Origin of the sequence: Pantoea phosphatilytica (genome assembly GCF_051025615.1) — a bacterium.
Lineage (GTDB): Bacteria > Pseudomonadota > Gammaproteobacteria > Enterobacterales > Enterobacteriaceae > Pantoea.
Window position 1 is genome coordinate 2126953 of record NZ_JBPFDF010000001.1, and the last position, 22279, is coordinate 2149231.

General features: G+C 58.2%; 20 protein-coding genes and 1 rRNA gene. 14 read left to right on the forward strand and 7 right to left on the reverse strand.

The window, feature by feature from the left end:
- Nucleotides 1-162 precede the first annotated feature (162 nt).
- The gene (speG, locus tag ACR6AS_RS10190; RefSeq protein ID WP_111139923.1) at nt 163-708 is read left to right on the forward strand and encodes a spermidine N1-acetyltransferase; all 546 of its coding nucleotides are present in this window, start codon (nt 163-165) and stop codon (nt 706-708) included.
- Here speG and ACR6AS_RS10195 read toward each other — a convergent pair whose 3' ends face one another.
- The 4 genes from ACR6AS_RS10195 to ACR6AS_RS10210 form a co-directional block, all read right to left on the reverse strand.
- Entirely contained in the window at nt 709-1128 is a 420-nt protein-coding gene (locus ACR6AS_RS10195) for a hypothetical protein (RefSeq protein ID WP_128085597.1), read from the reverse strand. It lies immediately after the preceding gene.
- An 85-nt stretch (nt 1129-1213) separates the two neighbouring features.
- The gene (gene mmuM / locus ACR6AS_RS10200) at nt 1214-2149 is read right to left on the reverse strand and encodes a homocysteine S-methyltransferase (RefSeq protein ID WP_367395734.1); all 936 of its coding nucleotides are present in this window, start codon (nt 2147-2149) and stop codon (nt 1214-1216) included.
- The gene (gene mmuP / locus ACR6AS_RS10205; RefSeq protein ID WP_111139920.1) at nt 2139-3548 is read right to left on the reverse strand and encodes an S-methylmethionine permease; all 1410 of its coding nucleotides are present in this window, start codon (nt 3546-3548) and stop codon (nt 2139-2141) included. Before mmuP ends, mmuM begins: the two co-directional genes overlap by 11 nt.
- Nucleotides 3549-3683: 135 nt before the next feature.
- On the reverse strand, nt 3684-4019 hold the full coding sequence (locus tag ACR6AS_RS10210; protein ID WP_003850360.1) for a DUF2002 family protein: 336 nt from the start codon (nt 4017-4019) through the stop codon (nt 3684-3686).
- A 153-nt stretch (nt 4020-4172) separates the two neighbouring features.
- Between ACR6AS_RS10210 and ACR6AS_RS10215 the strand changes: the two genes are divergently transcribed.
- The 9 genes from ACR6AS_RS10215 (at nt 4173) to emrB (ending at nt 13559) form a co-directional block, all read left to right on the forward strand.
- Complete coding sequence (locus ACR6AS_RS10215) at nt 4173-4490, forward strand: DUF883 family protein (protein WP_111139919.1); 318 nt, start codon at nt 4173-4175, stop codon at nt 4488-4490.
- A 297-nt stretch (nt 4491-4787) separates the two neighbouring features.
- On the forward strand, nt 4788-5030 hold the full coding sequence (gene nrdH / locus ACR6AS_RS10220) for a glutaredoxin-like protein NrdH (RefSeq protein ID WP_111139918.1): 243 nt from the start codon (nt 4788-4790) through the stop codon (nt 5028-5030).
- A 4-nt stretch (nt 5031-5034) separates the two neighbouring features.
- Nucleotides 5035-5448, forward strand: a complete 414-nt coding sequence (nrdI, locus tag ACR6AS_RS10225; protein WP_111139917.1) for a class Ib ribonucleoside-diphosphate reductase assembly flavoprotein NrdI — start codon at nt 5035-5037, stop codon at nt 5446-5448.
- Complete coding sequence (nrdE, locus tag ACR6AS_RS10230; RefSeq protein WP_111139916.1) at nt 5418-7556, forward strand: class 1b ribonucleoside-diphosphate reductase subunit alpha; 2139 nt, start codon at nt 5418-5420, stop codon at nt 7554-7556. Before nrdI ends, nrdE begins: the two co-directional genes overlap by 31 nt.
- A gap of 8 nt (nt 7557-7564) precedes the next feature.
- On the forward strand, nt 7565-8524 hold the full coding sequence (gene nrdF, locus ACR6AS_RS10235; RefSeq protein ID WP_111139948.1) for a class 1b ribonucleoside-diphosphate reductase subunit beta: 960 nt from the start codon (nt 7565-7567) through the stop codon (nt 8522-8524).
- Nucleotides 8525-8662: 138 nt separating this feature from the next.
- Nucleotides 8663-9850 carry an MFS transporter gene (locus tag ACR6AS_RS10240; protein WP_293773078.1) on the forward strand — a complete coding sequence of 396 codons (1188 nt, stop codon included), beginning with the start codon at nt 8663-8665 and terminating at the stop codon, nt 9848-9850.
- A 302-nt stretch (nt 9851-10152) separates the two neighbouring features.
- Nucleotides 10153-10683, forward strand: a complete 531-nt coding sequence (gene mprA / locus ACR6AS_RS10245) for a transcriptional repressor MprA (RefSeq protein WP_111139914.1) — start codon at nt 10153-10155, stop codon at nt 10681-10683.
- Nucleotides 10684-10834: 151 nt separating this feature from the next.
- Nucleotides 10835-12007: a multidrug efflux MFS transporter periplasmic adaptor subunit EmrA gene (gene emrA / locus ACR6AS_RS10250; RefSeq protein ID WP_111139947.1), complete on the forward strand. Its 1173-nt coding sequence runs from the start codon at nt 10835-10837 to the stop codon at nt 12005-12007.
- 16 nt (nt 12008-12023) lie between these two features.
- Complete coding sequence (gene emrB / locus ACR6AS_RS10255) at nt 12024-13559, forward strand: multidrug efflux MFS transporter permease subunit EmrB (RefSeq protein WP_111139913.1); 1536 nt, start codon at nt 12024-12026, stop codon at nt 13557-13559.
- A gap of 38 nt (nt 13560-13597) precedes the next feature.
- Here the strand turns inward: emrB and ACR6AS_RS10260 are convergent, their stop codons facing one another.
- A complete protein-coding gene (locus tag ACR6AS_RS10260) occupies nt 13598-14764 on the reverse strand; it encodes a tRNA/rRNA methyltransferase (RefSeq protein ID WP_434161935.1) in 1167 nt (388 codons plus the stop codon).
- Nucleotides 14765-14923: 159 nt separating this feature from the next.
- On the opposite strand from ACR6AS_RS10260, the gene trxC reads away from it, so the two are divergent.
- The 4 genes from trxC to pssA all read left to right on the forward strand — a co-directional run bounded on the left by trxC (nt 14924) and on the right by pssA (nt 20370).
- On the forward strand, nt 14924-15343 hold the full coding sequence (gene trxC, locus ACR6AS_RS10265; RefSeq protein WP_434161938.1) for a thioredoxin TrxC: 420 nt from the start codon (nt 14924-14926) through the stop codon (nt 15341-15343).
- 80 nt (nt 15344-15423) lie between these two features.
- Complete coding sequence (locus ACR6AS_RS10270; RefSeq protein ID WP_434161941.1) at nt 15424-16101, forward strand: tRNA-uridine aminocarboxypropyltransferase; 678 nt, start codon at nt 15424-15426, stop codon at nt 16099-16101.
- A gap of 138 nt (nt 16102-16239) precedes the next feature.
- Nucleotides 16240-18897 (forward strand): bifunctional acetate--CoA ligase family protein/GNAT family N-acetyltransferase, encoded by a 2658-nt coding sequence (locus ACR6AS_RS10275; protein WP_293773091.1) that lies wholly within the window; start codon nt 16240-16242, stop codon nt 18895-18897.
- A 117-nt stretch (nt 18898-19014) separates the two neighbouring features.
- A complete protein-coding gene (pssA, locus tag ACR6AS_RS10280) occupies nt 19015-20370 on the forward strand; it encodes a CDP-diacylglycerol--serine O-phosphatidyltransferase (RefSeq protein WP_367395738.1) in 1356 nt (451 codons plus the stop codon).
- A 219-nt stretch (nt 20371-20589) separates the two neighbouring features.
- Here pssA and ACR6AS_RS10285 read toward each other — a convergent pair whose 3' ends face one another.
- Together ACR6AS_RS10285 and rrf are read right to left on the reverse strand one after the other, a co-directional pair.
- Nucleotides 20590-21879 carry an MFS family transporter gene (locus ACR6AS_RS10285; RefSeq protein WP_434161944.1) on the reverse strand — a complete coding sequence of 430 codons (1290 nt, stop codon included), beginning with the start codon at nt 21877-21879 and terminating at the stop codon, nt 20590-20592.
- A 275-nt stretch (nt 21880-22154) separates the two neighbouring features.
- Nucleotides 22155-22270: ribosomal RNA gene (gene rrf, locus ACR6AS_RS10290) — 5S ribosomal RNA — on the reverse strand.
- Nucleotides 22271-22279 lie beyond the last annotated feature (9 nt).

Sequence of the window (22279 nt, forward strand, 5' to 3'; positions counted from 1 at the left end):
CCTGCTCCGCCTTTCCCCCTGCCTGCACCTGCCTCTCGCTGTTTTTCACGCTGCCCTTTCCGATCTGATGCCGGAATGGCACCGCCTGCGCGCGTCGATCAAAACGCAGCGGCGGGCTGATGGGATATAATCGCGGCAATTTTTTCAGAAGAGGAAAAGGTCATGACGGTAAAACTGCGTCCGCTGGAGCGGGAAGATCTGCACTTTGTCCACCAGCTCGATAACAACGCCAGCGTGATGCGTTACTGGTTTGAGGAGCCCTATGAGGCCTTTGTGGAGCTGTCCGACCTCTACAACAAGCATATTCACGATCAGACCGAACGGCGCTTTGTGGTGGAGCACAGCGGGCAGAAGGCGGGATTAGTGGAGCTGGTCGAGATTAACCATGTGCATCGTCGCGCCGAGTTTCAGATCATTATCGACCCGGCGCATCAGGGCAAAGGGCTGGCCACGCAGGCAGCGAAGCTGGCGATGGATTACGGCTTCTCGGTGCTTAATCTCTATAAGCTCTACCTGATTGTCGATCAGGAGAATGAGAAAGCGATCCACATCTACACCAAGCTCGGCTTCGGGATTGAAGGCGTGCTGAAGCATGAGTTCTTTATTAACGGGGAGTATCGCAACACCATCCGCATGTGCATTTTCCAGCATCAGTATCTGGAGCACCACAAAACGCCAGGCGGAATGGTGAAGCCTACCGCACAGTAATCAGCCGCGCGCGCCAACCGGGTTCATATAGGGACGCGGGTGGTCCGGCTTAAGGTCATACATGCCGCCGTAGAAGGGGTCGACCAGCAGCCAGCCGGGGAAACCGCCCAGCGGAATATTGCCCAGCAGATACCAGAGGTTGGCGCGTGCTTCGATCGGCACCGTCACCGGCACATAGCCCGGACTTTCCAGCATCAGCAGGTAATGTTTTTTACCGAAGTAGCGGCCGGTTGATTTCGCCAGCTCTACGGTCTGCGGCGTGAAACCCTGCGCGACCGCATAGCCACGCTCATCCTGCACCGTAAAGCGCGCGCCCTGCGGCAGAGAGTCGATGCGCACCAGCTGGGTTTCATTGCCGACGATGGTGGCACAGCCGCTGAGCAGCAGCGCGGCGGCCAGAGCCAGAATTCGCTGTTTCATGAAGGGGTCCACAGAGTGATCAATGATCAGAGTGTAGACCGCCCTTTTCAACTCAATCGGGCTATCATCGCCCGATTCAGCCAGCTTATTGCGGTTGACAAGCGCGGGCGATAGAGGCGATGTCGTTGGGTGAGGTGCGGCAGCAGCCGCCGATCAGCCTGGCGCCCGCCTGTTGCCACTCACCCAGCTTGTCATGCAGCGTGCAGCCCGACGGCGCGGAGTGCCAGGTTTTGCTGCCCGCATCATACTGTTCGCCGGAGTTAGGATAGACCACCAGCGGCTTGTCGGTGAGTTTCTGCAGCTGCTGCAGCGCGGGCGTGACGCTCTCCAGCGCCACGCAGTTGATGCCCAGCGCCACAACCTGCGGCTGCTGATTCAGCCAGCTCACCACCTCGGTCAGTGGCGTGCCGTCGCTGATGTGTCCGGCATCGCGCAGCGTGAACGAGAACCAGGCCCGGCCCTCAGGAAACTCCGCCAGCAGCTTCACCAGCGCCTGCGCTTCGGCAAAGGAGGGCAGGGTTTCGCAAGCCAGCAGATCGGCACCGGCTGCCAGCAGCGCCTGCACGCGCGGACGGTGGAACGCGATCATCTCCGCTTCCGGCAGCGTATAGTCGCCGCGATATTCCGAACCATCCGCCAGGAATGCGCCATAGGGGCCGACCGAGCCCGCCACCAGCAGCGTTTTCGCGTCGGGCCGCACCGCCAGATAGTCCTGACGGGCGCGACGGGCCAGCTCCACGCTCTGCGCAATCAGCGCCAGCGACTGCGCCTCATCCAGACCGCGCGCGGCAAACCCCTGCGGGGTCGCCTGATAGCTGGCGGTGATGGCGCAGCGTGCACCGGCAACAAAATAGTCGTAGTGAACCTGATAGATCAGTTCAGGATTTTCCATCAGCACTTTGGCTGACCAGAGCGCATCGGCCAGATGACAGCCGCGGGCTTCCAGTTCGGTGGCCAGGGCGCCATCGAGAATCAGCAGCGGTGACTCCGTTAAAGCCTGTGCGACAGGGTTATGCGACATCGTTAGCCTCCTCAGGCCGGGTGGATGCTTTGTGGGTCAGATGGTAAGCGGCGTAGCAGAACAGGACAAACGGGATGCCGCACCACAGCGCAATGCGCTGGGTGGGATCGAACGCCAGTCCCACACAGGCCAGCAGGCAGAGCAGAAAGCCCAGCACCGGCACCAGCGGATAGAACGGCGCACGATAGGTCAGCTCGGCCAGCGATTTGCCCTGCTGAAGATGACGGCGACGGAACATAAAATGGGAGGCGCAGATGCTGAGCCAGACCGCCACCACCGCAAAGCCAGAGATGGCTGACAGCGCGACAAACACGGTATCCGGTGCCACCACGCTGGAGATCAGCGCCAGTAAGCCGCCCGCCATGCTGACGGTGATCGCCAGCAGCGGCACGCCGCGTCTGTTTACCCGGGCGAAGGCGCGCGGCAGCGTATTTTCATTGGCCAGCGACCAGAGCATCCGCCCGGAGGCGTAGAGGCCGGAGTTGGCTGCCGAGAGGATAGCGGTCAGGATCACAAAGTTAATGATATCGGCCGCATAGGGGATGCCGATCTTTTCAAACACCAGCACAAACGGGCTTTTGACGATGCCGGCCTGGTCCATCGGGATCAGCGCCGCCAGCACGAACACGGTGCCGATGAAAAAGATAATCAGCCGGACGACAGTGGTGCGGATCGCCAGCGGCAGCACTTTCTCCGGCTGCTGCGTTTCTCCAGCCGCAATGCCGATCAGTTCGGTGCCGGAGAAGGCGAAGTTCACGGCCACCATCGTCATCAGAATCGGCAGGACGCCGTGGGGCAGCCAGCCGTGCGCGGTAAGATTGCTCAGGCCCGGTGCGGGGGTGCCATCTTTCATCGGGATAAAGCCGAACATCGCCGCGCCGCCAAGCAGGATAAACGCGACAATCGTCACCACTTTAATCAGCGAGAACCAGAACTCCCCTTCCGCAAAGAAGCGGGTTGAGATGACGTTCAGCAGATAGATGGCGCAGCAGAAGACCAGGCACCAGGCCCAGACCGGGATCTGCGGGAACCAGTACTGCATACAGAAACCGGCCGCCGTCAGGCTGGAGCCGAGCGCCACGGTCCACGTCAGCCAGTAGAGCCAGGCTACGGTGTAGCCTGTGGCCGGGCTGAGATAGCGTGCGGCGTAGACGTGGAAAGCGCCGGTTTCCGGCATCGCCACCGAGAGTTCACCCAGACAGACCATCACCAGCCAGACCACCAGCGCGCCGATCAGATAGGCGAGCAGCGTGCCCGCTGCGCCGGTCGTGGAGATAATATAGCCGGTGTTAAAAAACAGGCCGGTGCCGATGACACCACCCAGCGATAACATCACCAGATGGCGCACTTTCATGGTGCGTTTAAATTTTTCCTGCGAGGAAGTTGGCTGTTCGCTCATCACTTTTATCCGTATGGACGTCTAAACATCTATAGTGGACAATTTTATACGCGTCACAGCCGGGAATTGCAACGGCAGGGAAACAGGGAGGTAATACAGAAGGTTCAGTGCCCCGTCGCGGCGGGGCCTGATGCATTAACCGAAAACGCTCTGAATGTAGCGTTCCAGCGCCATGCGGGAACTGAATCCGTGCGGGATGCCATAGTGTTCCTGTGAATCACCCGCCAGGTAGAGAGGGAATTGGGTGTAGTGATCGCAGGTCTTCATTTCTGAAGCGGGTTCAGCAAATGGCTGGCTCTTCTCTTTCAGCGTCGGGTGGATCACTAAGGCCATGCGCCCCATGCGCGCCTCGCGATTCACATAAACGTAGTTCTCTCCACGGCGATAGCCATAGGCCCGTGGGGTAATCTCATCGACTTCGAAACCCGCTTTTTCCAGTACGCGCGCTACCTCATCTGGTCGTAAATACATGCTCGATCCTCTCCTCTTTCAAAAGCTTCGCAACCTTACAACAGCATGACAGAGTGGGCATTCGGATTTTTCCCTAAAGAACCCCCCCGCGTCTCGTTTATCTCAGGGTCGTCTACACTAGTATTACGTTTTTAATTCAAAGGGAGCTAAAAAATGTTTAATCGCACTGTAAAAAACGATGACATTGATATCAATCAGGACGTTAACGAGCTGGCTGATTCACTGGAAGCCCTGCTGAAATCCTACGGCAGTGACGCAAAAGATGAAGTGGACTCCGCGCGCAGTCAGGCAGAGGCGCTGCTGAAGCAGACCCGCGCTAAACTCAACGGCGGCAGCAACCGCGTATCACAGGCCGCGCGTGACGCTGGTGCGCAGGTTGACACCTACGTGCATGACAAGCCATGGCACGGTGTGGGTATCGGCGCGACCGTCGGTATCGTCATTGGTATCCTGCTGGCTTCACGCCGCTAAGCACTCACTAAATCCCCCGAGCCCTGCCCCGTGCGGGGCTTTTTTTTGCTTTTTTTCAGCGACTGCGCGGCAGAAAAAAATTTTGCGGGCCATAAAGCGCATGCCTGCTGGCTTTGCGTCGCCTGCGGAAAGAAAAACCGAGAAACCCCATATATGGTAGGCTTGACCGCCATAACCGCTACATCTAGTATTTATCTCATCACTACACGCTCTGGTTCCTGCCGGAATAAAGCTCGCGATTTGTACCTGAGCTTTCTGACCCGACAGTGAATCCGCCCATAGAGGTAAATACGAATCATGCGCATTATTATTTACACCAAAGATCACTGTGTCCAGTGTACGGCAACGAAAAATGCTCTGGATCGTCAGGGCCTGACCTATCAGCTCGTTAACCTCGACAGCCAGCCGGAGGCGGCCGACAGCCTGAAAGCCCTGGGTTACCGTCAGGTGCCGGTGGTAATGGCCGGCAGCGACCACTGGAGCGGCTTCCGCCCGGACAAAATCGCGACCCTGCGTTCACTTTGTGCTGTCGGGGAATAAGCAGATGTTCCCGCTGGTCTATTTTTCCAGCCAGTCGGAAAACACCCACCGGTTTATTACACGCCTGGGCCTGCCCGCCCGCCGCATCCCGATCGATGCCGGGCAACAGCTGCATATCGACCAACCCTATATCCTGGTGGTGCCCAGCTATGGCGGTGGCACCCGGCGCGGTGCGGTGCCCGGTCAGGTGATTCAGTTTCTGAATGATGAAGCAAACCGCCGCGGTATCCGTGGCGTCATCGCGGCGGGCAACCGGAACTTCGGAGCCGGTTACGGCCTGGCCGGCAGCATCATTGCAACCAAATGTCAGGTGCCCTGCCTCTATCGCTTTGAGCTGATGGGCACCCCGGACGACATTGCGAAAGTAAAAGCGGGAGTAACCCAATTTTGGCAACAACAGAGATTTTCAACGCCGTGACGCCCGACTATCACGCCCTTAATGCCATGCTCAATCTCTACGACGCGGAGGGTCGCATCCAGTTCGACAGGGATCGCGACGCGGTGCGTCAGTTTTATCTGCAGCATGTGCAGCCCAATACCGTGCCGTTCGCCAGCTGCGCCGAACGGTTACGCTATCTGGTGCAGGAGAACTACTACGAGGCGGCGGTGCTTAATCAGTACGATCCTGACTTCCTGATCGATCTGCATACGTTCGCGGAGAACTGGAAATTCGAATTTAAAACGTTTCTCGGGGCCTGGAAGTTTTACACCAGCTACACCCTGAAAACCTTTGACGGCAAACGCTATCTGGAAACCTTTGAGCAGCGCGCCTGCATGGTGGCGCTGACGCTGGCCCGGGGCGATGCCGCGCTGGCCCGTGCCATCCTGATCGAGATCCTCAGCGGCCGTTTCCAGCCGGCCACACCGACCTTCCTCAACTGCGGCAAACAGCAGCGCGGTGAGCTGGTCTCCTGCTTCCTGCTGCGCATCGAAGATAACATGGAGTCGATTGGCCGCGCCGTGAACTCGGCACTTCAACTCTCGAAACGGGGCGGCGGCGTCGCCTTTTTACTGTCGAACCTGCGCGAGTCCGGTGCGCCGATCAAGCGCATCGAAAATCAGTCGTCGGGGGTGATTCCGGTGATGAAAATGCTGGAGGATGCGTTCTCCTATGCCAATCAGCTGGGCGCCCGTCAGGGGGCCGGGGCGGTCTGGCTCAACGCGCATCATCCCGATATCCTCCGCTTCCTGGACACCAAACGCGAAAACGCTGACGAGAAGATCCGCATCAAGACGCTGTCGCTGGGCGTGGTGATCCCCGACATCACCTTCCGGCTGGCGAAAGAGAATCAACCGATGGCGCTCTTCTCGCCCTATGATGTGGAGCGGGTCACCGGCAGGGCCTTTGGCGATATCAGCATCAGCGAAAAGTATGATGAGATGCTAGCCGACGACCGCATCCGCAAAACGTGGATTCAGCCACGCGACCTTTTTCAGACGCTGGCCGAGATTCAGTTCGAGTCGGGCTATCCCTATATCATGTTTGAGGACAGCGTAAACCGCAGTAACCCGATTGCCGGTCGTATCAATATGAGTAACCTCTGCTCCGAGATCCTGCAGGTAAACAGCGCCAGCGAGTACCACGAGGATCTCAGCTATCGCCGGGTCGGCAAAGATATCTCCTGCAATCTCGGCTCTCTGAATATCGCGCACGCAATGGATTCCGGCGATCTGGCCCGCACCGTGGATGTGGCGGTGCGGGCGCTGACGGCGGTGTCGATGATGAGCGAGATCGGCTCAGTGCCCTCGGTTGCCGAGGGCAATCGCCGGTCGCACGCCATCGGCCTGGGGCAGATGAACCTGCATGGCTATCTGGCGCGTGAAGGGATCGCCTACGGTTCACCGGAAGCGCTGGATTTCACCAATCTCTACTTCTGCTGCATCACCTACTATGCGCTCTCGACGTCGAATCAGCTGGCGCAGGAGCATCAGCAGACCTTCGACGGCTTTGCGGCGTCGGACTACGCCAGCGGCGTCTACTTCGATAAATATCTGCAGCGCGAATGGCTGCCACGCACCCCACGCATAGCAAAGCTGTTTGCCGACGCAGGCATAACGCTGCCCACTCAGGCGGACTGGCAGAGGCTGCGCGAGGCGGTGATGCAGCACGGGCTGTTTAATCAGAACCTGCAGGCGATCCCGCCCACCGGATCGATCTCCTACATCAACCATGCCACCTCCAGCATCCATCCGATTGTCTCCCCGATCGAGATCCGCAAAGAGGGCAGGACCGGCCGCGTCTACTATCCCGCGCCCTTTATGACCAACGAGAATCGCCATCTCTATCAGGATGCCTACCAGATTGGGCCGGAAGCGATTATTGATACCTACGCGGAAGCCACGCAGCACGTCGATCAGGGATTATCGCTGACCCTGTTTTTCCGCGATGACGTCACGACCCGTGACATCAACAAAGCGCAGATCTACGCGTGGAAAAAAGGGATCAAAACGCTCTATTACATTCGCCTGCGTCAGATGGCGCTTCAGGGTACGGAGGTTCAGGGCTGCGTCTCCTGCTCCCTGTGATAAATATGATGAAACGTAAACAGATTCAGGCCATTAACTGGAACCGCCTGCAGGATGAGAAAGATCTTGAGGTGTGGAACCGTCTGACCAGCAACTTCTGGCTGCCGGAGAAAGTGCCGCTCTCCGGCGATCTGCCCGGCTGGCAGGCGCTGGATAAACAGCAGCAGCAGCTGACCATCCGGGTGTTTACCGGGCTGACGCTGCTCGACACTATCCAGAACGTGGTCGGCGCGCCGGGGCTGATAGACGATGCGATCACCCCGCATGAGGAGGCCGTGCTCTCTAACATCAGCTTCATGGAAGCCGTGCACGCCCGCTCCTACAGTTCGATCTTCTCCACCCTGTGTAACACTCAGCAGGTGGATGCCGCCTACCAGTGGAGCGAAGAGAATGCGCCGCTGCAGAATAAGGCGCGCATCATTCTGCAGCATTACCGGGCCGACGATCCGCTGAAGAAGAAGATCGCCAGCGTCTTCCTGGAGTCTTTCCTGTTCTATTCCGGCTTCTGGCTGCCGATGTACTGGTCAAGCCGGGGCAGACTGACCAACACCGCAGATTTGATTCGCCTGATCATCCGCGACGAGGCGGTACACGGCTATTACATCGGCTACAAATATCAGCGGGCGCTGGCCGACACCGACGATCGCCGTCGCGAGGAATTACAGCAGTTTGCTTATGATCTGCTGCTGGCGCTCTATGAGAATGAGGTGGCCTACACCGAGGCGCTCTATGGGGAAGTTGGCTGGGCAGAGGAGGTGAAAACCTTCCTGCACTACAACGCCAACAAGGCGCTGATGAATCTGGGCTATGAGGCGCTGTTCCCGGCGGCGCTGACGGCGGTCAATCCGGCGATTCTGTCGGCGCTGTCGCCCAACGCTGATGAGAATCACGACTTCTTCTCCGGTTCAGGCTCCTCCTATGTGATGGGCAAAGCCGTTGAAACGGAAGATGAGGACTGGAACTTCTGATGGCAGGCAGGAGACGCCGCCGCTGCCCCTGTTTAAACCTCTTGTCATGACTGGTATGGCCTGTTAATAAACATACGTCTGAAATAGTTTTTTAGGTTATTATTAACCTCAAATGATTATTAGCGACCGATGCGGTTTATGAATATGACGCGCCAGGGGCTGACGCCTGCCCTGGTGATGCTGATGTCGGTAGCCACCGGCCTCTGCGTCGCCAGTAACTACTATGTTCAGCCACTGCTGAATACGATTGCCCGACAGTTCGACCTCTCGGTAAGCCTCGCCGGTTTTATCGTCACCACGGCGCAGCTCGGATACGCCTGCGGCCTGCTGCTGCTGGTGCCGCTGGGCGATCGGTTTGAACGCCGCAGTCTGATTGTGACGATGATCCTGCTGGCCGCGGCCGGAATGGTGATCATCGCCCTTTCGCACACCTTTGCGTTACTGCTGCTGGGCACGGTGATGACTGGTCTGTTTTCGGTCGCCGCCCAGATCCTGGTGCCGCTGGCCGCGACACTGGCTGAGCCGGAACGGCGCGGTAAGATCGTCGGAACGGTCATGAGCGGTCTGCTGCTCGGGATCCTGCTGGCGCGTACGGCCGCAGGAGGCCTGGCCCAGCTCGGTGGCTGGCGGACCGTCTACTGGACCGCCAGCCTGCTGATGACCGTGATGGCCCTGGCGCTGTGGCGGTCGCTGCCGCGCGTTAAACAGTCCGTTCCCCTGCGCTACCCGCAGCTGCTGGCCTCTATCTTTCGTCTTTATGCCGGTAACCGGGTAATCCGCACCCGCGCCTGGACGGGCTGTCTCTCCTTTGCCAACTTCAGCCTGCTGTGGACCTCGATGGCATTCCTGCTCTCCGGCGCGCCCTACCACTTCTCCGAAGGTGAGATTGGTTTACTGGGGCTGGTCGGGGCGGCGGGTGCGCTGGCTGCCCGTCAGGCCGGTTCGCTGGCCGACAAAGGCAAAGCGAAGCTGACGACCCGGCTGGGCCTGCTGATTATGCTCGTCTCCTGGGCCGCGATTGCGTGGGGAGCAGAGCAGCTTGTGCCGCTGATCCTGGGCATCCTGCTGCTGGATCTGGCGGTACAGGCCGTGCACATCACCAATCAGAGCGTGATCTATGCGCAGATGCCGGACGCGCGCAACCGTCTGAATGCGGGATACATGACCAGTTATTTTATCGGCGGGGCCGCCGGTTCACTGCTTTCCGCCACTGCCTACCACCTGGCGGGCTGGTATGGCGTCTGTGGCGCGGGCGTGCTGCTGACGCTGATGAATCTGCTGATCTGGGCAGGTGGATCGCGTTTTGAGCCGGAAAAAATCAACTGAACGCTGCCCGGAGCGCGTATTGCATCTGGTCACAAATGGTTAGGTTTGTTATGGTTAGTAGCAAACCTATTCACTTCAGTTATTTTTCCTCGCGATATTATTAAATTTGCCCCCTTTTTGATAACGTCCCGGCACCGTCATTGTCGCCGGGCGGACGGGTTTTTGACCCAGGGCCAGGGAATGGCCTGGAATGCCTTTGATGGTGCAGCGAGAATCTGACAGCGATCACCTGACAAAAAGTGACTACGCTTAGCCTGTCACCATAGTTATTATACAAGTTGCAATTAGTGAGGTTTTTTTTAATGGAAAGTTCGTTTACTCCCATTGAGCAGATGCTAAACATCCGTGCCAATCGCCATAAGGATTTTCCGTTGCAGGAAATTATCCTGACGCGTCTCTGTATGCATATGCAGGGTAAACTGCTGGACAACCGTAACAAGATGCTGAAAGCACAGGGCATCAATGAGACTCTGTTCATGGCGTTGATTACGCTGGATGCGCAGGAAAATCACAGCATTCAGCCGTCTGAACTCAGCTCTGCGCTGGGCTCTTCACGCACCAATGCAACGCGCATTGCTGATGAACTGGAGAAACGCGGCTGGATCGAACGTCGTGAAAGCGATCACGACCGTCGCTGCCTGCACCTGCATCTGACCGATAAAGGCATGGAGTTCCTGCGGCAGCTGCTGCCACCTCAGCATCAGAGCCTGCAATACCTCTGGTCTTCGCTGTCCGGTGATGAGAAGTCTCAGCTGGAAGGGATCACCCGTAAGCTGCTTAACCGTCTCGATAAAATGGATGAAGATCAACTGATCGCCTCGCTGTCCCGCTAATAGCAATAAGTGCGACACAATCACCTGTCGGAATCGTTATTTTAATTTCCTTTTTTATCTGGCCAGCGCTCAGGCGCTGGCTTTTTTCGACCCGGGCGCTGGCGGACAGGGATCGCTGCCCCCCGACTAAATGGAAAATGTGGAGAAAGTCATGAGTGCAACGGCAGAAGCACAACGCCCGCAACCGTCAGCCAACAAAAAGAAGAAGCGCAAAAATGTGCTGATTGTGCTGGCGCTGATCATTGTACTGGCGGGTATTGCCTGGGGCGTTTACTGGTTCCTGGTCCTGCGTCATTTCCAGGAAACCGATGACGCCTACGTTGCAGGTAATCAGGTGCAGGTGATGGCACAGGTCTCCGGCAGCGTAAATAAAGTCTGGTTTGAAGACACCGACTTCGTCAGAAAAGGTGATGTGCTGGTCTCCCTGGATAAGACCGATGCGGAGCAGGCGTTTGAAAAAGCGCAGACGGCCCTCGCCTCCAGCGTTCGTCAGACGCATCAGCTGATGATTAACGGCAAACAGTATCAGGCCAGCATTACGCTGCGGCAGACCGCGCTGGATCAGGCTCAGGCCGATCTGAAACGCCGTGAACCGCTGGGTGCCGCTAACCTGATTGGTCGGGAAGAGTTGCAGCACGCCCGCGATGCCGTCGCGACCGCCAAAGCGCAGCTCGACGTGGCGATTCAGCAATATAATGCGAACCAGGCGATGATCCTCAATACCTCGCTGGAAAATCAGCCTGCCGTGCAGCAGAGTGCCGCGGAGTTGCGTGACGCCTGGCTGGCGCTGCAGCGTACCGAGATTCGCAGCCCGATGGATGGCTTTGTCTCCCGTCGCAGCGTGCAGGTCGGTTCGCAGATTACCACCAACACCCCGCTGCTGGCCGTCGTACCGGCCACCAACCTGTGGGTCGATGCCAACTTCAAAGAGACCCAGCTGGCGGGCGTGCGCATCGGTCAGCCTGCCACTGTGGTTGCCGATATCTACGGCGACGATGTGGTCTATCACGGCAAAGTCGTGGGTCTGGATATGGGCACCGGCAGCGCCTTTTCTCTGCTGCCCGCACAGAATGCCACCGGTAACTGGATCAAAGTGGTTCAGCGTCTGCCGGTACGTATCGAACTGAATCAGGAAGATATCGCCAGACATCCCCTGCGTATCGGTCTCTCCACGCTGGTTAAAATCGACACCGCTAACCAGGAGGGCAGTACACTGGCCACCAGCGTCCGTCAGCAGGCCGCTTACAGCAGCAACGCCCTGGCGATTGACCTTGCACCGGTCAATCAGCTGATCACCGATATCGTCCGTGCCAACGCCGGATGATGACGCGGAGGCTGTAATGGCAAAAAAACCGCTTGAAGGGATGCCGCTGGTCCTGATGACCATTGCGCTGTCGCTGGCGACGTTCATGCAGGTTCTGGACTCGACCATCGCCAACGTGGCCATTCCGACCATCGCCGGTAATCTGGGTGCCTCTAACTCACAGGGCACCTGGGTGATCACCTCGTTTGGTGTCGCTAACGCGATCTCCATCCCGATCACCGGCTGGCTGGCAAAGCGCGTGGGCGAAGTGAAGCTGTTCACCTGGGCCACCATTCTGTTTGCTGTCGCCTCCTGGGCGTGCGGCATGTCAGAGAGCCTGGAGATGCTGATCTTCTTCCGCGTGCTGCAGGGGATCGTGGCAGGCCCGCTGATTCCACTGTCGCAGAGCCTGCTGCTCAGCAACTACCCGCCCGCGAAGCGCAGCATCGCGCTGTCGCTCTGGGCAATGACGGTGATCGTCGCGCCAATCTGCGGCCCGATTCTGGGCGGCTGGATCAGCGATAACTATCACTGGGGCTGGATCTTCTTTATCAACGTGCCGATTGGTGCGGTTGTCGTACTGCTGACGCTGCAGACCCTGCGCGGTCGCGAAACCAAAACCGAGATCCGCCCGATTGATATGGTCGGCCTGGTGCTGCTGGTGGTGGGAATCGGCTGTCTGCAGGTGATGCTGGATCGCGGTAAAGAGCTCGACTGGTTCAGCTCAACGGAGATCATCGTGCTGGCGGTAATAGCTGTCATTGCGCTGGCGGTGCTGCTGGTCTGGGAGCTGACGGATGATAATCCGATCGTCGACCTCTCTCTGTTTAAATCGCGCAACTTCACCATCGGCTGCCTGTCGATTAGCCTGGCCTACATGCTCTACTTCGGCTCGATCGTTCTGCTGCCGCAGCTGCTTCAGGAGGTCTATGGCTATACAGCCACCTGGGCCGGGCTGGCCTCAGCGCCGGTGGGGATTATCCCGGTGATCCTGTCGCCGATTATTGGTCGTTTCGCCCATAAACTCGACATGCGCCGGCTGGTGACCTTCAGCTTCATTATGTATGCCGTCTGCTTCTACTGGCGCGCCTATACCTTTGAACCGGGCATGGATTTTGGTGCCTCGGCGTGGCCGCAGTTTATCCAGGGCTTTGCCGTGGCCTGCTTCTTTATGCCGCTGACCACCATTACGCTGTCGGGACTGCCGCCGGAGCGACTGGCCGCCGCCTCCAGTCTGTCAAACTTTGTGCGAACGCTGGCCGGTTCGATAGGCACCTCGATCACTACCACCATGTGGACGAATCGCGAGTCGATGCATCACAGCTATCTGGCGGAGTCGATAACCCCCTACAACGTCAATTCGCAGCAGATGTACAGCCAGCTGGAGAGCATGGGGATGACGCAGCAGCAGGCGTCCGCCTGGATCGCACAGCAGATTACCAATCAGGGACTGATTATTTCAGCGAATGAAATCTTCTGGGCGTCGGCAGGCGTCTTCCTGATCCTGCTGGTGCTGATCTGGTTTGCCCGCCCGCCATTTGGTGCAGGCGGTGGCGGCGGTGGTGCACACTGACGCTGACATAAAAAAACGGGCCTTTCGGCCCGTTTTTTTTATGCGTTCTGACGCCACCATTCGGCGAGCAGAACACCGGTTGCCACCGAGACGTTGAGGCTTTCCACGTTGCCGGTTCCGCCAATCGACAGGCTCATGTCACCCTGCTGGAAAGCGGTATCGGAGAGGCCTTCGCGCTCCTGCCCTAACACCAGCACCATTTTCTCCGGCAGCGTTGCCTGCGCCAGCGGTGTTCCCTGATGGCTGGAGGTGGTCACGATGGTATAGCCCGCTTTACGGAACGCTTCCAGACCTTCGCTGAAGGTGGCGCCACTGATGGCCTGCACATGCTCAGCACCGCCTTCTGCGGTACGCACGGCCGCACCGGACTCCAGCAGTGAGGCGTCGTTTACCAGCAGACCTTTTACGCCGAAGTGCGCGCAGCTGCGCATAATCGCGCCGAGGTTATGCGGGTTGCTGACATCTTCCAGCGCCAGCACGCAATCTTTGGTATTCGCCTGGCTCAGCCATTCCGCCACGGCCATCCCCATGCGCTTTTTGATCAGGAAGCAGACGCCACCGTGATGCTCAGTGCCTGAGGCTTTGGTGATCTCGGCATCTTCCACCACATGATAGGCTTTGCGGTTGGCCGCCAGCCAGCGCAGGGTTTCGCGGAAACGAGGGGTCACTTCCTGCACGAACCAGGCGCGAACGATCGCTTCCGGGCGGCTCTGGAACAGCGCATGACAGGCATTCTCACCGTAGACGCGGGTCTCTTCGTTACGCTGACGACGGATCTGCTCCGGATCGACAAAGCTTTTGCCGCTGATGCCGCCGTGATCCGACTTATCATTATCAGCCGCCGCTGACCGATCCGCGGAAGGCGCGCGGGAGACGGTGCGCCACGGTGAATCGCTGTTGCCATAGCCGCCACGGCGCTCATCGCCCCGATCGTTGCGGCGCGGTGCGCCACGTCCATCGTCAGCACGGCGTGGTGAGCTGCTGCGACCGGCGTCGTCGCTGCGACGACCCGCGGAAGCTGAGTGGCCCCCTTCCTGGCTGCGTTCAGTACGGGAGCCAGATGAACGACGGTTATCATCCGGGCGGGCAGCAGAGTGACCACCTTTGCCTGTACGAGGATTCGGCGCACGCGCGCTTTTATCGTCCTCGCCACGCACGTACATCACCTTAACTTTACCGCTTTTACCTTTAAATTCGTCGTTCATATCTTCCTCCTGCATTGAGAGCGCGCAGATTACCTGATGTGCTGGCGCTTAGCTATCAACTATTGAACCTATAGAGCAATACAGATTGAGCGAAAATCCGCCCCCTTTCATAATGACCGACTATTGCCAGACTGACACTTTTCAACATCAGAGGTTCCTATGAATACGGTATGCGCTTCCTGTCAGGCAACCAATCGCGTTCCTGACGATCGCCCTGCCGACGTGGCGAAATGTGGTCGCTGTGGAAATGCGCTGTTCGATGGCGAAGTGGTCAATGCCACCAGCGCCAACTTTGACAAATATCTGCAGGACGATCTGCCCGTAGTGATCGATTTCTGGGCCCCGTGGTGCGGGCCGTGCGTTAATTTTGCGCCAGTGTTTAAAGATGTCGCCAGTGAGCGCAGCGGCAAAGTCCGCTTTATTAAAGTGAACACCGAGGCAGAACCGGCCCTGAGTGCCCGTTTTAACATCCGCAGCATTCCGACCATCATGCTGTTTAAAAATGGCCAGCGGGTCGACATGCTGAACGGAGCGATGCCCAAAGCGCCGTTCAACGAATGGCTGGATGAATCGCTCTGACCATTAAGGCCAGCCTGTCTGGCCTTTTCCTTTTCCTCTGCGCTTCGATTACACTGACGTTTTTCCTGCCCTGAATGCCCATGTCTGATAATGCTGTTCTGCGCCTGCGCACCCAACGTCTGGCCCGTGCCACCCGCCCATTCCTCGCGCGTGGAAACCGGGTAGTTCGCTGCCAGGGCTGTCTGCTGCCTGAAGCCCACTGCCTCTGCAGCCAGATCGTCCCGCACGCCGCCCGAAGCCGTTTCTGCCTGGTGATGTTCGATACCGAGCCGATGAAACCAAGCAATACCGGCCGTCTGATTGCCGATATTCTGCCGGACACCCAGGCGTTTGGCTGGTCACGCACCGAGCCGGACCCGCTGCTGCTGGCGGCCGTCCGCAATCCCGACTATCAGCCGGTGGTGGTCTTTCCGGCCGCCTATGCCGATCCGGGCCGCGAAGTGCTGACAGCGCCCCCGGCTGAGGGCAAGCCGCCCCTGTTTATTATGCTCGACGGCACATGGACCGAAGCGCGCAAAATGTTTCGCAAAAGCCCGTGGCTGGACGCCTTTCCGGTGATGTCACTGGCGGTCAGCGCACCTTCACGCTACACGCTGCGTGAAGCGCACGGTGAAGGCCAGCACTGTACCGCAGAGGTGGCCGCGGCGCTGCTGGCGCAGGTGGGTGACGCGCAGGCGGCAGAGGCGCTCTCACACCATTTCGATCGGTTCCGCACGGCCTACCTGGCGGGTAAACCGCATCACGCCGGTCAGGCTTAACCCCCTCGTTCTCTTCTGGCGGGCGGATGCCTGCCTGTAGCGATAAGGGGATTGCGATGCACAGCCTGCGATCTGCCCGGAAGCAGCGCCCGCAAAAAGCGTTTACAATCACGCAAATCCCGATCTCTGGAGGGCGAGATGAGCCAACGCGGACTGGAAGCACTGTTACGACCTAAATCAATTGCGGTAATTGGTGCCTCGGTGACGCCCGGGCGTGCAGGCTACTTCATGATGCGCAACCTGCTGGCGGGCGGATTCAGTGGCCCGGTCCTGCCTGTCACGCCAAAATATAAGGCGGTCAGCGGCGTATTGGCCTGGCCCACGATCGACAGCCTGCCTTTTGCGCCCGACCTGGCGGTGATCTGCACCCATTCAAAGCGTAATCTCACTCTGCTGCAGCAGCTCGGCGAGAAAGGCTGCAAAGCCTGCATTATCCTCTCTGCGCCCGCCAGCCAGCTGGCCGAACTCAAAGCCTGCGCCAGCCAGTGGCAGATACGGCTGCTGGGGCCAAACAGTCTGGGGCTGCTGGCACCCTGGCAGGGGTTAAATGCCAGCTTCTCGCCGGTGCCGATCGCTAAAGGGCGTATCGCGTTTATCTCTCAGTCGGCCGCCGTCTCCAATACCATCCTCGACTGGGCTCAGCAGCGTAACCTCGGCTTTTCCTGGTTTATCGCGCTGGGCGACAGTCTGGATACCGATGTCGATGACCTGCTCGACTTCCTGGCCCGCGACGGTAAGACCAGCGCCATCCTGCTCTATCTGGAGCACCTCAGCGATGCGCGACGCTTTGTCTCCGCCTCCCGCAGCGCATCGCGCAATAAACCGATCCTGGTGATCAAGAGTGGGCGCAGCCGCGAAGCACAGGCGCTGCTGGGCACGCACAGCGGACTGGACGCCGCCTGGGATGCCGCCATTCAGCGCGCGGGGCTGCTGCGGGTGCAGGACACCCATGAGCTGTTCTCCGCCGTGGAGTCGCTGAGTCATATGCGGCCGCTGCGTGGCGACCGTCTGATGATCGTCAGTAATGGCGCCGCGCCCGCCGCGCTGGCGCTGGATGAACTCTATGCGCGCAACGGCAAGCTGGCGCAGCCTGGCGAGCAGACCCTTCAGCGACTTGAGGCGCTGCTGCCCGCCGGTGTGGGTCGCGGCAATCCGCTGGACTTAAAAGATGACGCTACGGCAGAGCGTTATGCGGCCTGTATTGAGGTCCTGCTCGACAGCCATGAGCTGGATGCGCTGATGATTATTCATGCGCCCAGCGCGGTCGCGCCCGCCACTGAAACGGCCACGCATCTGATCGAGACCCTCGCCCGTCATCCGCGCGGTAAGCTGGTAACGCTGCTGACCAACTGGTGTGGTGAGTTCTCCTCCCAGGCCGCGCGCCGGGCGTTTACCCAGGCAGGCATTCCGACCTGGCGTACGCCGGAAGGTACGGTGACCGCCTTTATGCATCAGGTTGAATACCGCCGCAATCAGAAGCAGCTGCGCGAAACCCCCGCCCTGCCCGCAACGCTGAACCAGGACAGCGCCCATGCTCACCGGCTGCTGTCGCAGGCGCTGGCGCGCGGCGTGACTGCGCTGGATACCCACGAGGTGCAGCCGGTGTTGCAGGCGTACGGTCTGGCTACGCTGCCGACCTGGATCGCCAGCGACAGCGCGGCCGCCGTGGCAATCGCCGACCAGATTGGCTATCCGGTGGCGCTGAAACTGCGCTCGCCGGATATCGCGCACAAGTCAGAGGTTCAGGGCGTGATGCTCTATCTGCGCAACGCCAGCGAAGTGGAGCATGCCGCGGAGGCCATTTTTGACCGGGTTCGCGAGACGCTGCCGCAGGCACGTATTGAGGGCTTACTGGTGCAGAGCATGGCCAGCCGCGCGGGCGCACAGGAGCTGCGGGTAGTGGTGGAGCAGGATGCGCTGTTTGGCCCCATTATTATGCTGGGCGAAGGTGGCGTGGAGTGGCAGGCCGACAAACAGGCGGCCGTCGCCCTGCCTCCGCTGAATATGACGCTGGCACGCTATCTGGTCATTCAGGCGATCAAGAGCGGCAAAATCCGCAGCCGCGGCGGGCTGAATCCGCTGGATATCCCTGGTCTGAGTCAGCTGCTGGTTCAGGTCTCGGATCTGGTGGTGGACTGCCCGGAAATCCAGCGGCTCGATATCCATCCGCTGCTGGCGGCGGGCAATGATTTTACCCTGCTGGATGTCACCCTGACGCTGGCACCGTTCAGTGGCGACAACGAAGCGCGTCTGGCCATCCGCCCTTATCCTCAGCATCTGGAAGAGCAGGTGGAGTTAAAGGATGGGCAATTCTGCCTGTTTCGGCCCATCCTGCCTGAAGATGAACCGCTGCTGCGCGATTTCATCAGTCAGGTCACCAAAGAGGATCTCTACTATCGCTACTTCAGCGAAATCAATGAGTTTACGCATGATGACCTCGCCAACATGACTCAGATTGATTATGACCGCGAGATGGCGATTGTGGCGGTGCGTCCGCATCAGGGCGGTCAGGAGATCATCGGCGTGACCCGCGCCATCTCGGATGCCGATAACATTGATGCGGAGTTTTCGGTGCTGGTCCGCTCTGATCTGAAAGGATTAGGCATGGGGCGTCGTCTGCTGGAAAAAATGATCCGTTACACCCGGCATCACGGCTTGCAACAATTGAACGGTATCACTATGCCCCATAATCGCGGCATGATTACGCTGGCACGAAAACTTAACTTTCATGTTGATATTCAACTGGATGAGGGTATTGTCAGCCTTAAACTGCCTTTACAGAATGAGATCAACTAACCTTGTAGAGAAAGGTAAAAAACGTTCGAATCGACGGAGTTGATGTTATTATTTATGGTTATAACCCTGATTTGATGGCAAAAGGCCATGCAATGAACAGAGAAGAAGTGCACTGCGATGTTGTCTAAATTCAAACGTAACAAACATCAACAACACCTCGCACAGTTGCCGAAACTGTCACAATCCGTTGCGGATGTGTCGACACTTTATTCGCCTGCCGAATTTCGCACCACGCTGCTGGAAAAGATTGCGGCCGCACAAATACGCATCTGCATCGTTGCGCTCTATCTGGAAAACGATGATGCCGGACGTGCGGTCATGGATGCTCTTTACCAGGCTAAGCAGGCGCGACCGGAGCTGGATATTTCGATTCTGGTGGACTGGCATCGCGCGCAGCGTGGCCGGATTGGTGCCGCGCGGGGCGTGACCAACGCCGACTGGTACTGCGAAATGGCGACCCGCTATCCCGATATCGCCATCCCGGTTTATGGCATTCCGGTGAATACCCGTGAGGCGCTCGGCGTACTCCATCTTAAAGGCTTTATCATCGACGATACGCTGCTCTACAGCGGTGCCAGCATCAACGATGTCTATCTGCATCAGCACGATAAGTATCGTTACGACCGCTACCAGCTTATCCGCAATGCCCGGCTGACTGATACCATGTATGAGTGGATCACCCTCAATCTTAAGCCGGCCGAAGCGGTGAACCGTCTGGACTTCGCGGAGCGTCCCTCCAGCCCTGAAATCAAAAATGAAACGCGGCAGTTCCGTCAGGATCTGCGCGGCTTTAACTATCAGTTTGAAGGGGATGCCGGTAACGAAGAGCTGGCCGTCACGCCGCTGGTCGGCCTGGGCAAGCATAGCCTGCTTAATAAAACCATCTTCCATCTGATGCCCTGTGCGGAAGAGAAGCTGGTCATCTGTACCCCCTACTTCAACCTGCCTGCCCTGCTGGTGCGGAACATCATTCATCTGCTGCGACAGGGAAAACAGGTCGAAATCATCGTCGGTGATAAAACCGCTAATGATTTTTATATTGCGCCCGATCAGCCGTTTAAAATCATCGGCGCCCTGCCCTATCTCTATGAAATCAACCTGCGCCGCTTCCTGAGCCGTCTGCAATATTACGTCACCACCAATCAGTTGGTGGTGAGGCTCTGGAAGGATGGCGAGAACAGCTATCACCTTAAAGGGATGTGGGTGGATGACGAATGGCAGCTGATCACCGGTAATAACCTCAATCCGCGCGCGTGGCGACTCGATCTGGAAAATGCGGTACTGATCCACGATCCTCATCAGCAGTTAGCGGCTCAGCGTGAAAAAGAGCTGACGCTGATCCGGCAGCATACCCAGGTCGTCACTCACTTCCGCGAACTGGAGAGCATTGCCGATTACCCGGCTAAGGTGCGGAAACTGATCCGTCGTCTGCGTCGGATCCGAATCGATCGCCTGATCAGCCGTATTCTCTAATGTGCGCCGCCTGCGGGGCATCTGCTATGCGAACTGTACTGCCTGCTGTGCTGGTGTGTAGTGGATGTGCCCATATGGCACAGGATGCCTGAACCGGACGGGATAAAGCGGAACACTTTTTTGCCGCCGCTGCGCTGGCTGGCGCTGGAAAGATTTCGCCTGGGATGCCGCCGGTGCAGCCAGCGGCATCGCCCTGTGGAATTTCAGCCAGCAGGCGTATCAGAGTTTAATGCCCTTGCCGCGCCTGTGCAGCAACAGCGACACCAGGAACGCGACCGCGCCCATCGCGGAAACATACCAGAAGAAGGTCGTCTCAATCCCCTGCTGCTTCATTAGCAGTGCCACATACTCCGCCGATCCTCCGAAAATCGCATTCGCTACCGCATAAGAGAGTCCCACGCCCAGCGCGCGCACCTGGGGCGGAAACATTTCGGCTTTCAGAATGCCGCTGATGGCGGTGTAGAAGCTGGTGATCAGCAGGGCCAGCATGATCAGCAGAAACGCGACGCCGGGACTCTGTACGCTTTGCAGCAGGGTCAGAATCGGCACCGTACAGATGGCCGCGCCCGCACCAAAAATCATCATTGAGGTGCGACGACCGATTTTATCTGACAGCGCACCGATAAGCGGCTGAATCAGCATAAAGACCAGCAGCGCACCGGTCATCAGGCCGCTGGCCGTTTTGGGATCCATACCCGAGGTGTTCACCAGATACTTCTGCATATAAGTGGTAAAGGTATAGAAGCTCAGAGAGCCGCCCGCGGTGAAACCCAGCACCATCAGGAAAGGTCGGGTATGGTTGCGCAGTAAGCCGATGACGCTGCCGGCATCGCGATGCTCGCGGCTGCTCTTGTCTGATGTCTCCTCCAGTGAGCGGCGTAACCAGAGTGCGACAACGGCGAGCAGCGCGCCAAGGAAGAACGGAATACGCCAGCCCCAGCTTCGCAGCTCAGCATCCGTAAGCAGGAACTGCAGCACCACGACCGTCAGGACCGCCGCCAGCTGCCCGCCAATCAGCGTGACATACTGAAAGGAGGCGTAAAACCCTTTGCGACCTTCGAGTGCCACTTCGCTCATGTAGGTTGCGCTGGTGCCATATTCCCCACCGACTGACAAGCCCTGAAACATGCGTGCCAGCAGCAGAATGACGGGAGCCGCGACTCCGATGGTGGCATAACCGGGTAAGCAGGCGATCACCAGTGAACCAAAACACATCATACAGACCGAAACCAGCATCGAATTTTTCCGGCCATGCTTATCGCCGATATAGCCGAACAGCCAGCCACCAATCGGACGCATTAAAAACCCGGCTGCAAATACACCGGCCGTCTGTAGCAGCTGCGTTGTCGTGTCGCCCTGGGGAAAGAAGATGTGCGCGAAATAGAGTGAGAAGAATGAGTAGACGTAGAAGTCAAACCACTCGACCAGGTTGCCTGATGAGGCACCGACGATCGCCCAGATCCGTTTCTTTGCATCATCCGGCTGAATATTATTGTTTGTGTGTGTCATGCTTTACCTCTGCTCCTTGCTGATCAACAGCGTATAAAGGGTGAGTAAAGCATTTAAGTCTACTGAAGGTAAAGGCGACCTATTCTGAGATTGTTATTGTGAGCTGCATCGCTAATTATCGGGAAATCAGCGGGTTGCTGCGGTTTTTTGCAGATGTCCGGCGGGATACAGTGAGCAGATAGCAGGCTTATTGATGAGAATTTCAGCACAAAGTAGCAGATTAAGGACGTAAAAAAGCCCCGCACTCGCGTGCGGGGCTTCTTCACTTATACAATGCCTGGCAGTTCCCTACTCTCGCATGGGGAGGCCCCACACTACCATCGGCGCTACGGCGTTTCACTTCTGAGTTCGGCATGGGGTCAGGTGGGACCACCGCGCTAAAGCCGCCAGGCAGATTCTG

Excerpts from the sequence above, each read along its gene's own strand:
- speG (WP_111139923.1), top strand. The coding sequence starts at position 163 with ATGACGGTAAAACTGCGTCCGCTGGAGCGGGAAGATCTGCACTTTGTC.
- ACR6AS_RS10195 (WP_128085597.1), bottom strand. The coding sequence starts at position 1,128 with ATGAAACAGCGAATTCTGGCTCTGGCCGCCGCGCTGCTGCTCAGCGGC.
- mmuM (WP_367395734.1), bottom strand. The coding sequence starts at position 2,149 with ATGTCGCATAACCCTGTCGCACAGGCTTTAACGGAGTCACCGCTGCTG.
- mmuP (WP_111139920.1), bottom strand. The coding sequence starts at position 3,548 with ATGAGCGAACAGCCAACTTCCTCGCAGGAAAAATTTAAACGCACCATG.
- ACR6AS_RS10210 (WP_003850360.1), bottom strand. The coding sequence starts at position 4,019 with ATGTATTTACGACCAGATGAGGTAGCGCGCGTACTGGAAAAAGCGGGT.
- ACR6AS_RS10215 (WP_111139919.1), top strand. The coding sequence starts at position 4,173 with ATGTTTAATCGCACTGTAAAAAACGATGACATTGATATCAATCAGGAC.
- nrdH (WP_111139918.1), top strand. The coding sequence starts at position 4,788 with ATGCGCATTATTATTTACACCAAAGATCACTGTGTCCAGTGTACGGCA.
- nrdI (WP_111139917.1), top strand. The coding sequence starts at position 5,035 with ATGTTCCCGCTGGTCTATTTTTCCAGCCAGTCGGAAAACACCCACCGG.
- nrdF (WP_111139948.1), top strand. The coding sequence starts at position 7,565 with ATGAAACGTAAACAGATTCAGGCCATTAACTGGAACCGCCTGCAGGAT.
- ACR6AS_RS10240 (WP_293773078.1), top strand. The coding sequence starts at position 8,663 with ATGAATATGACGCGCCAGGGGCTGACGCCTGCCCTGGTGATGCTGATG.
- mprA (WP_111139914.1), top strand. The coding sequence starts at position 10,153 with ATGGAAAGTTCGTTTACTCCCATTGAGCAGATGCTAAACATCCGTGCC.
- emrA (WP_111139947.1), top strand. The coding sequence starts at position 10,835 with ATGAGTGCAACGGCAGAAGCACAACGCCCGCAACCGTCAGCCAACAAA.
- emrB (WP_111139913.1), top strand. The coding sequence starts at position 12,024 with ATGGCAAAAAAACCGCTTGAAGGGATGCCGCTGGTCCTGATGACCATT.
- ACR6AS_RS10260 (WP_434161935.1), bottom strand. The coding sequence starts at position 14,764 with ATGAACGACGAATTTAAAGGTAAAAGCGGTAAAGTTAAGGTGATGTAC.
- trxC (WP_434161938.1), top strand. The coding sequence starts at position 14,924 with ATGAATACGGTATGCGCTTCCTGTCAGGCAACCAATCGCGTTCCTGAC.
- ACR6AS_RS10270 (WP_434161941.1), top strand. The coding sequence starts at position 15,424 with ATGTCTGATAATGCTGTTCTGCGCCTGCGCACCCAACGTCTGGCCCGT.
- ACR6AS_RS10275 (WP_293773091.1), top strand. The coding sequence starts at position 16,240 with ATGAGCCAACGCGGACTGGAAGCACTGTTACGACCTAAATCAATTGCG.
- pssA (WP_367395738.1), top strand. The coding sequence starts at position 19,015 with ATGTTGTCTAAATTCAAACGTAACAAACATCAACAACACCTCGCACAG.
- ACR6AS_RS10285 (WP_434161944.1), bottom strand. The coding sequence starts at position 21,879 with ATGACACACACAAACAATAATATTCAGCCGGATGATGCAAAGAAACGG.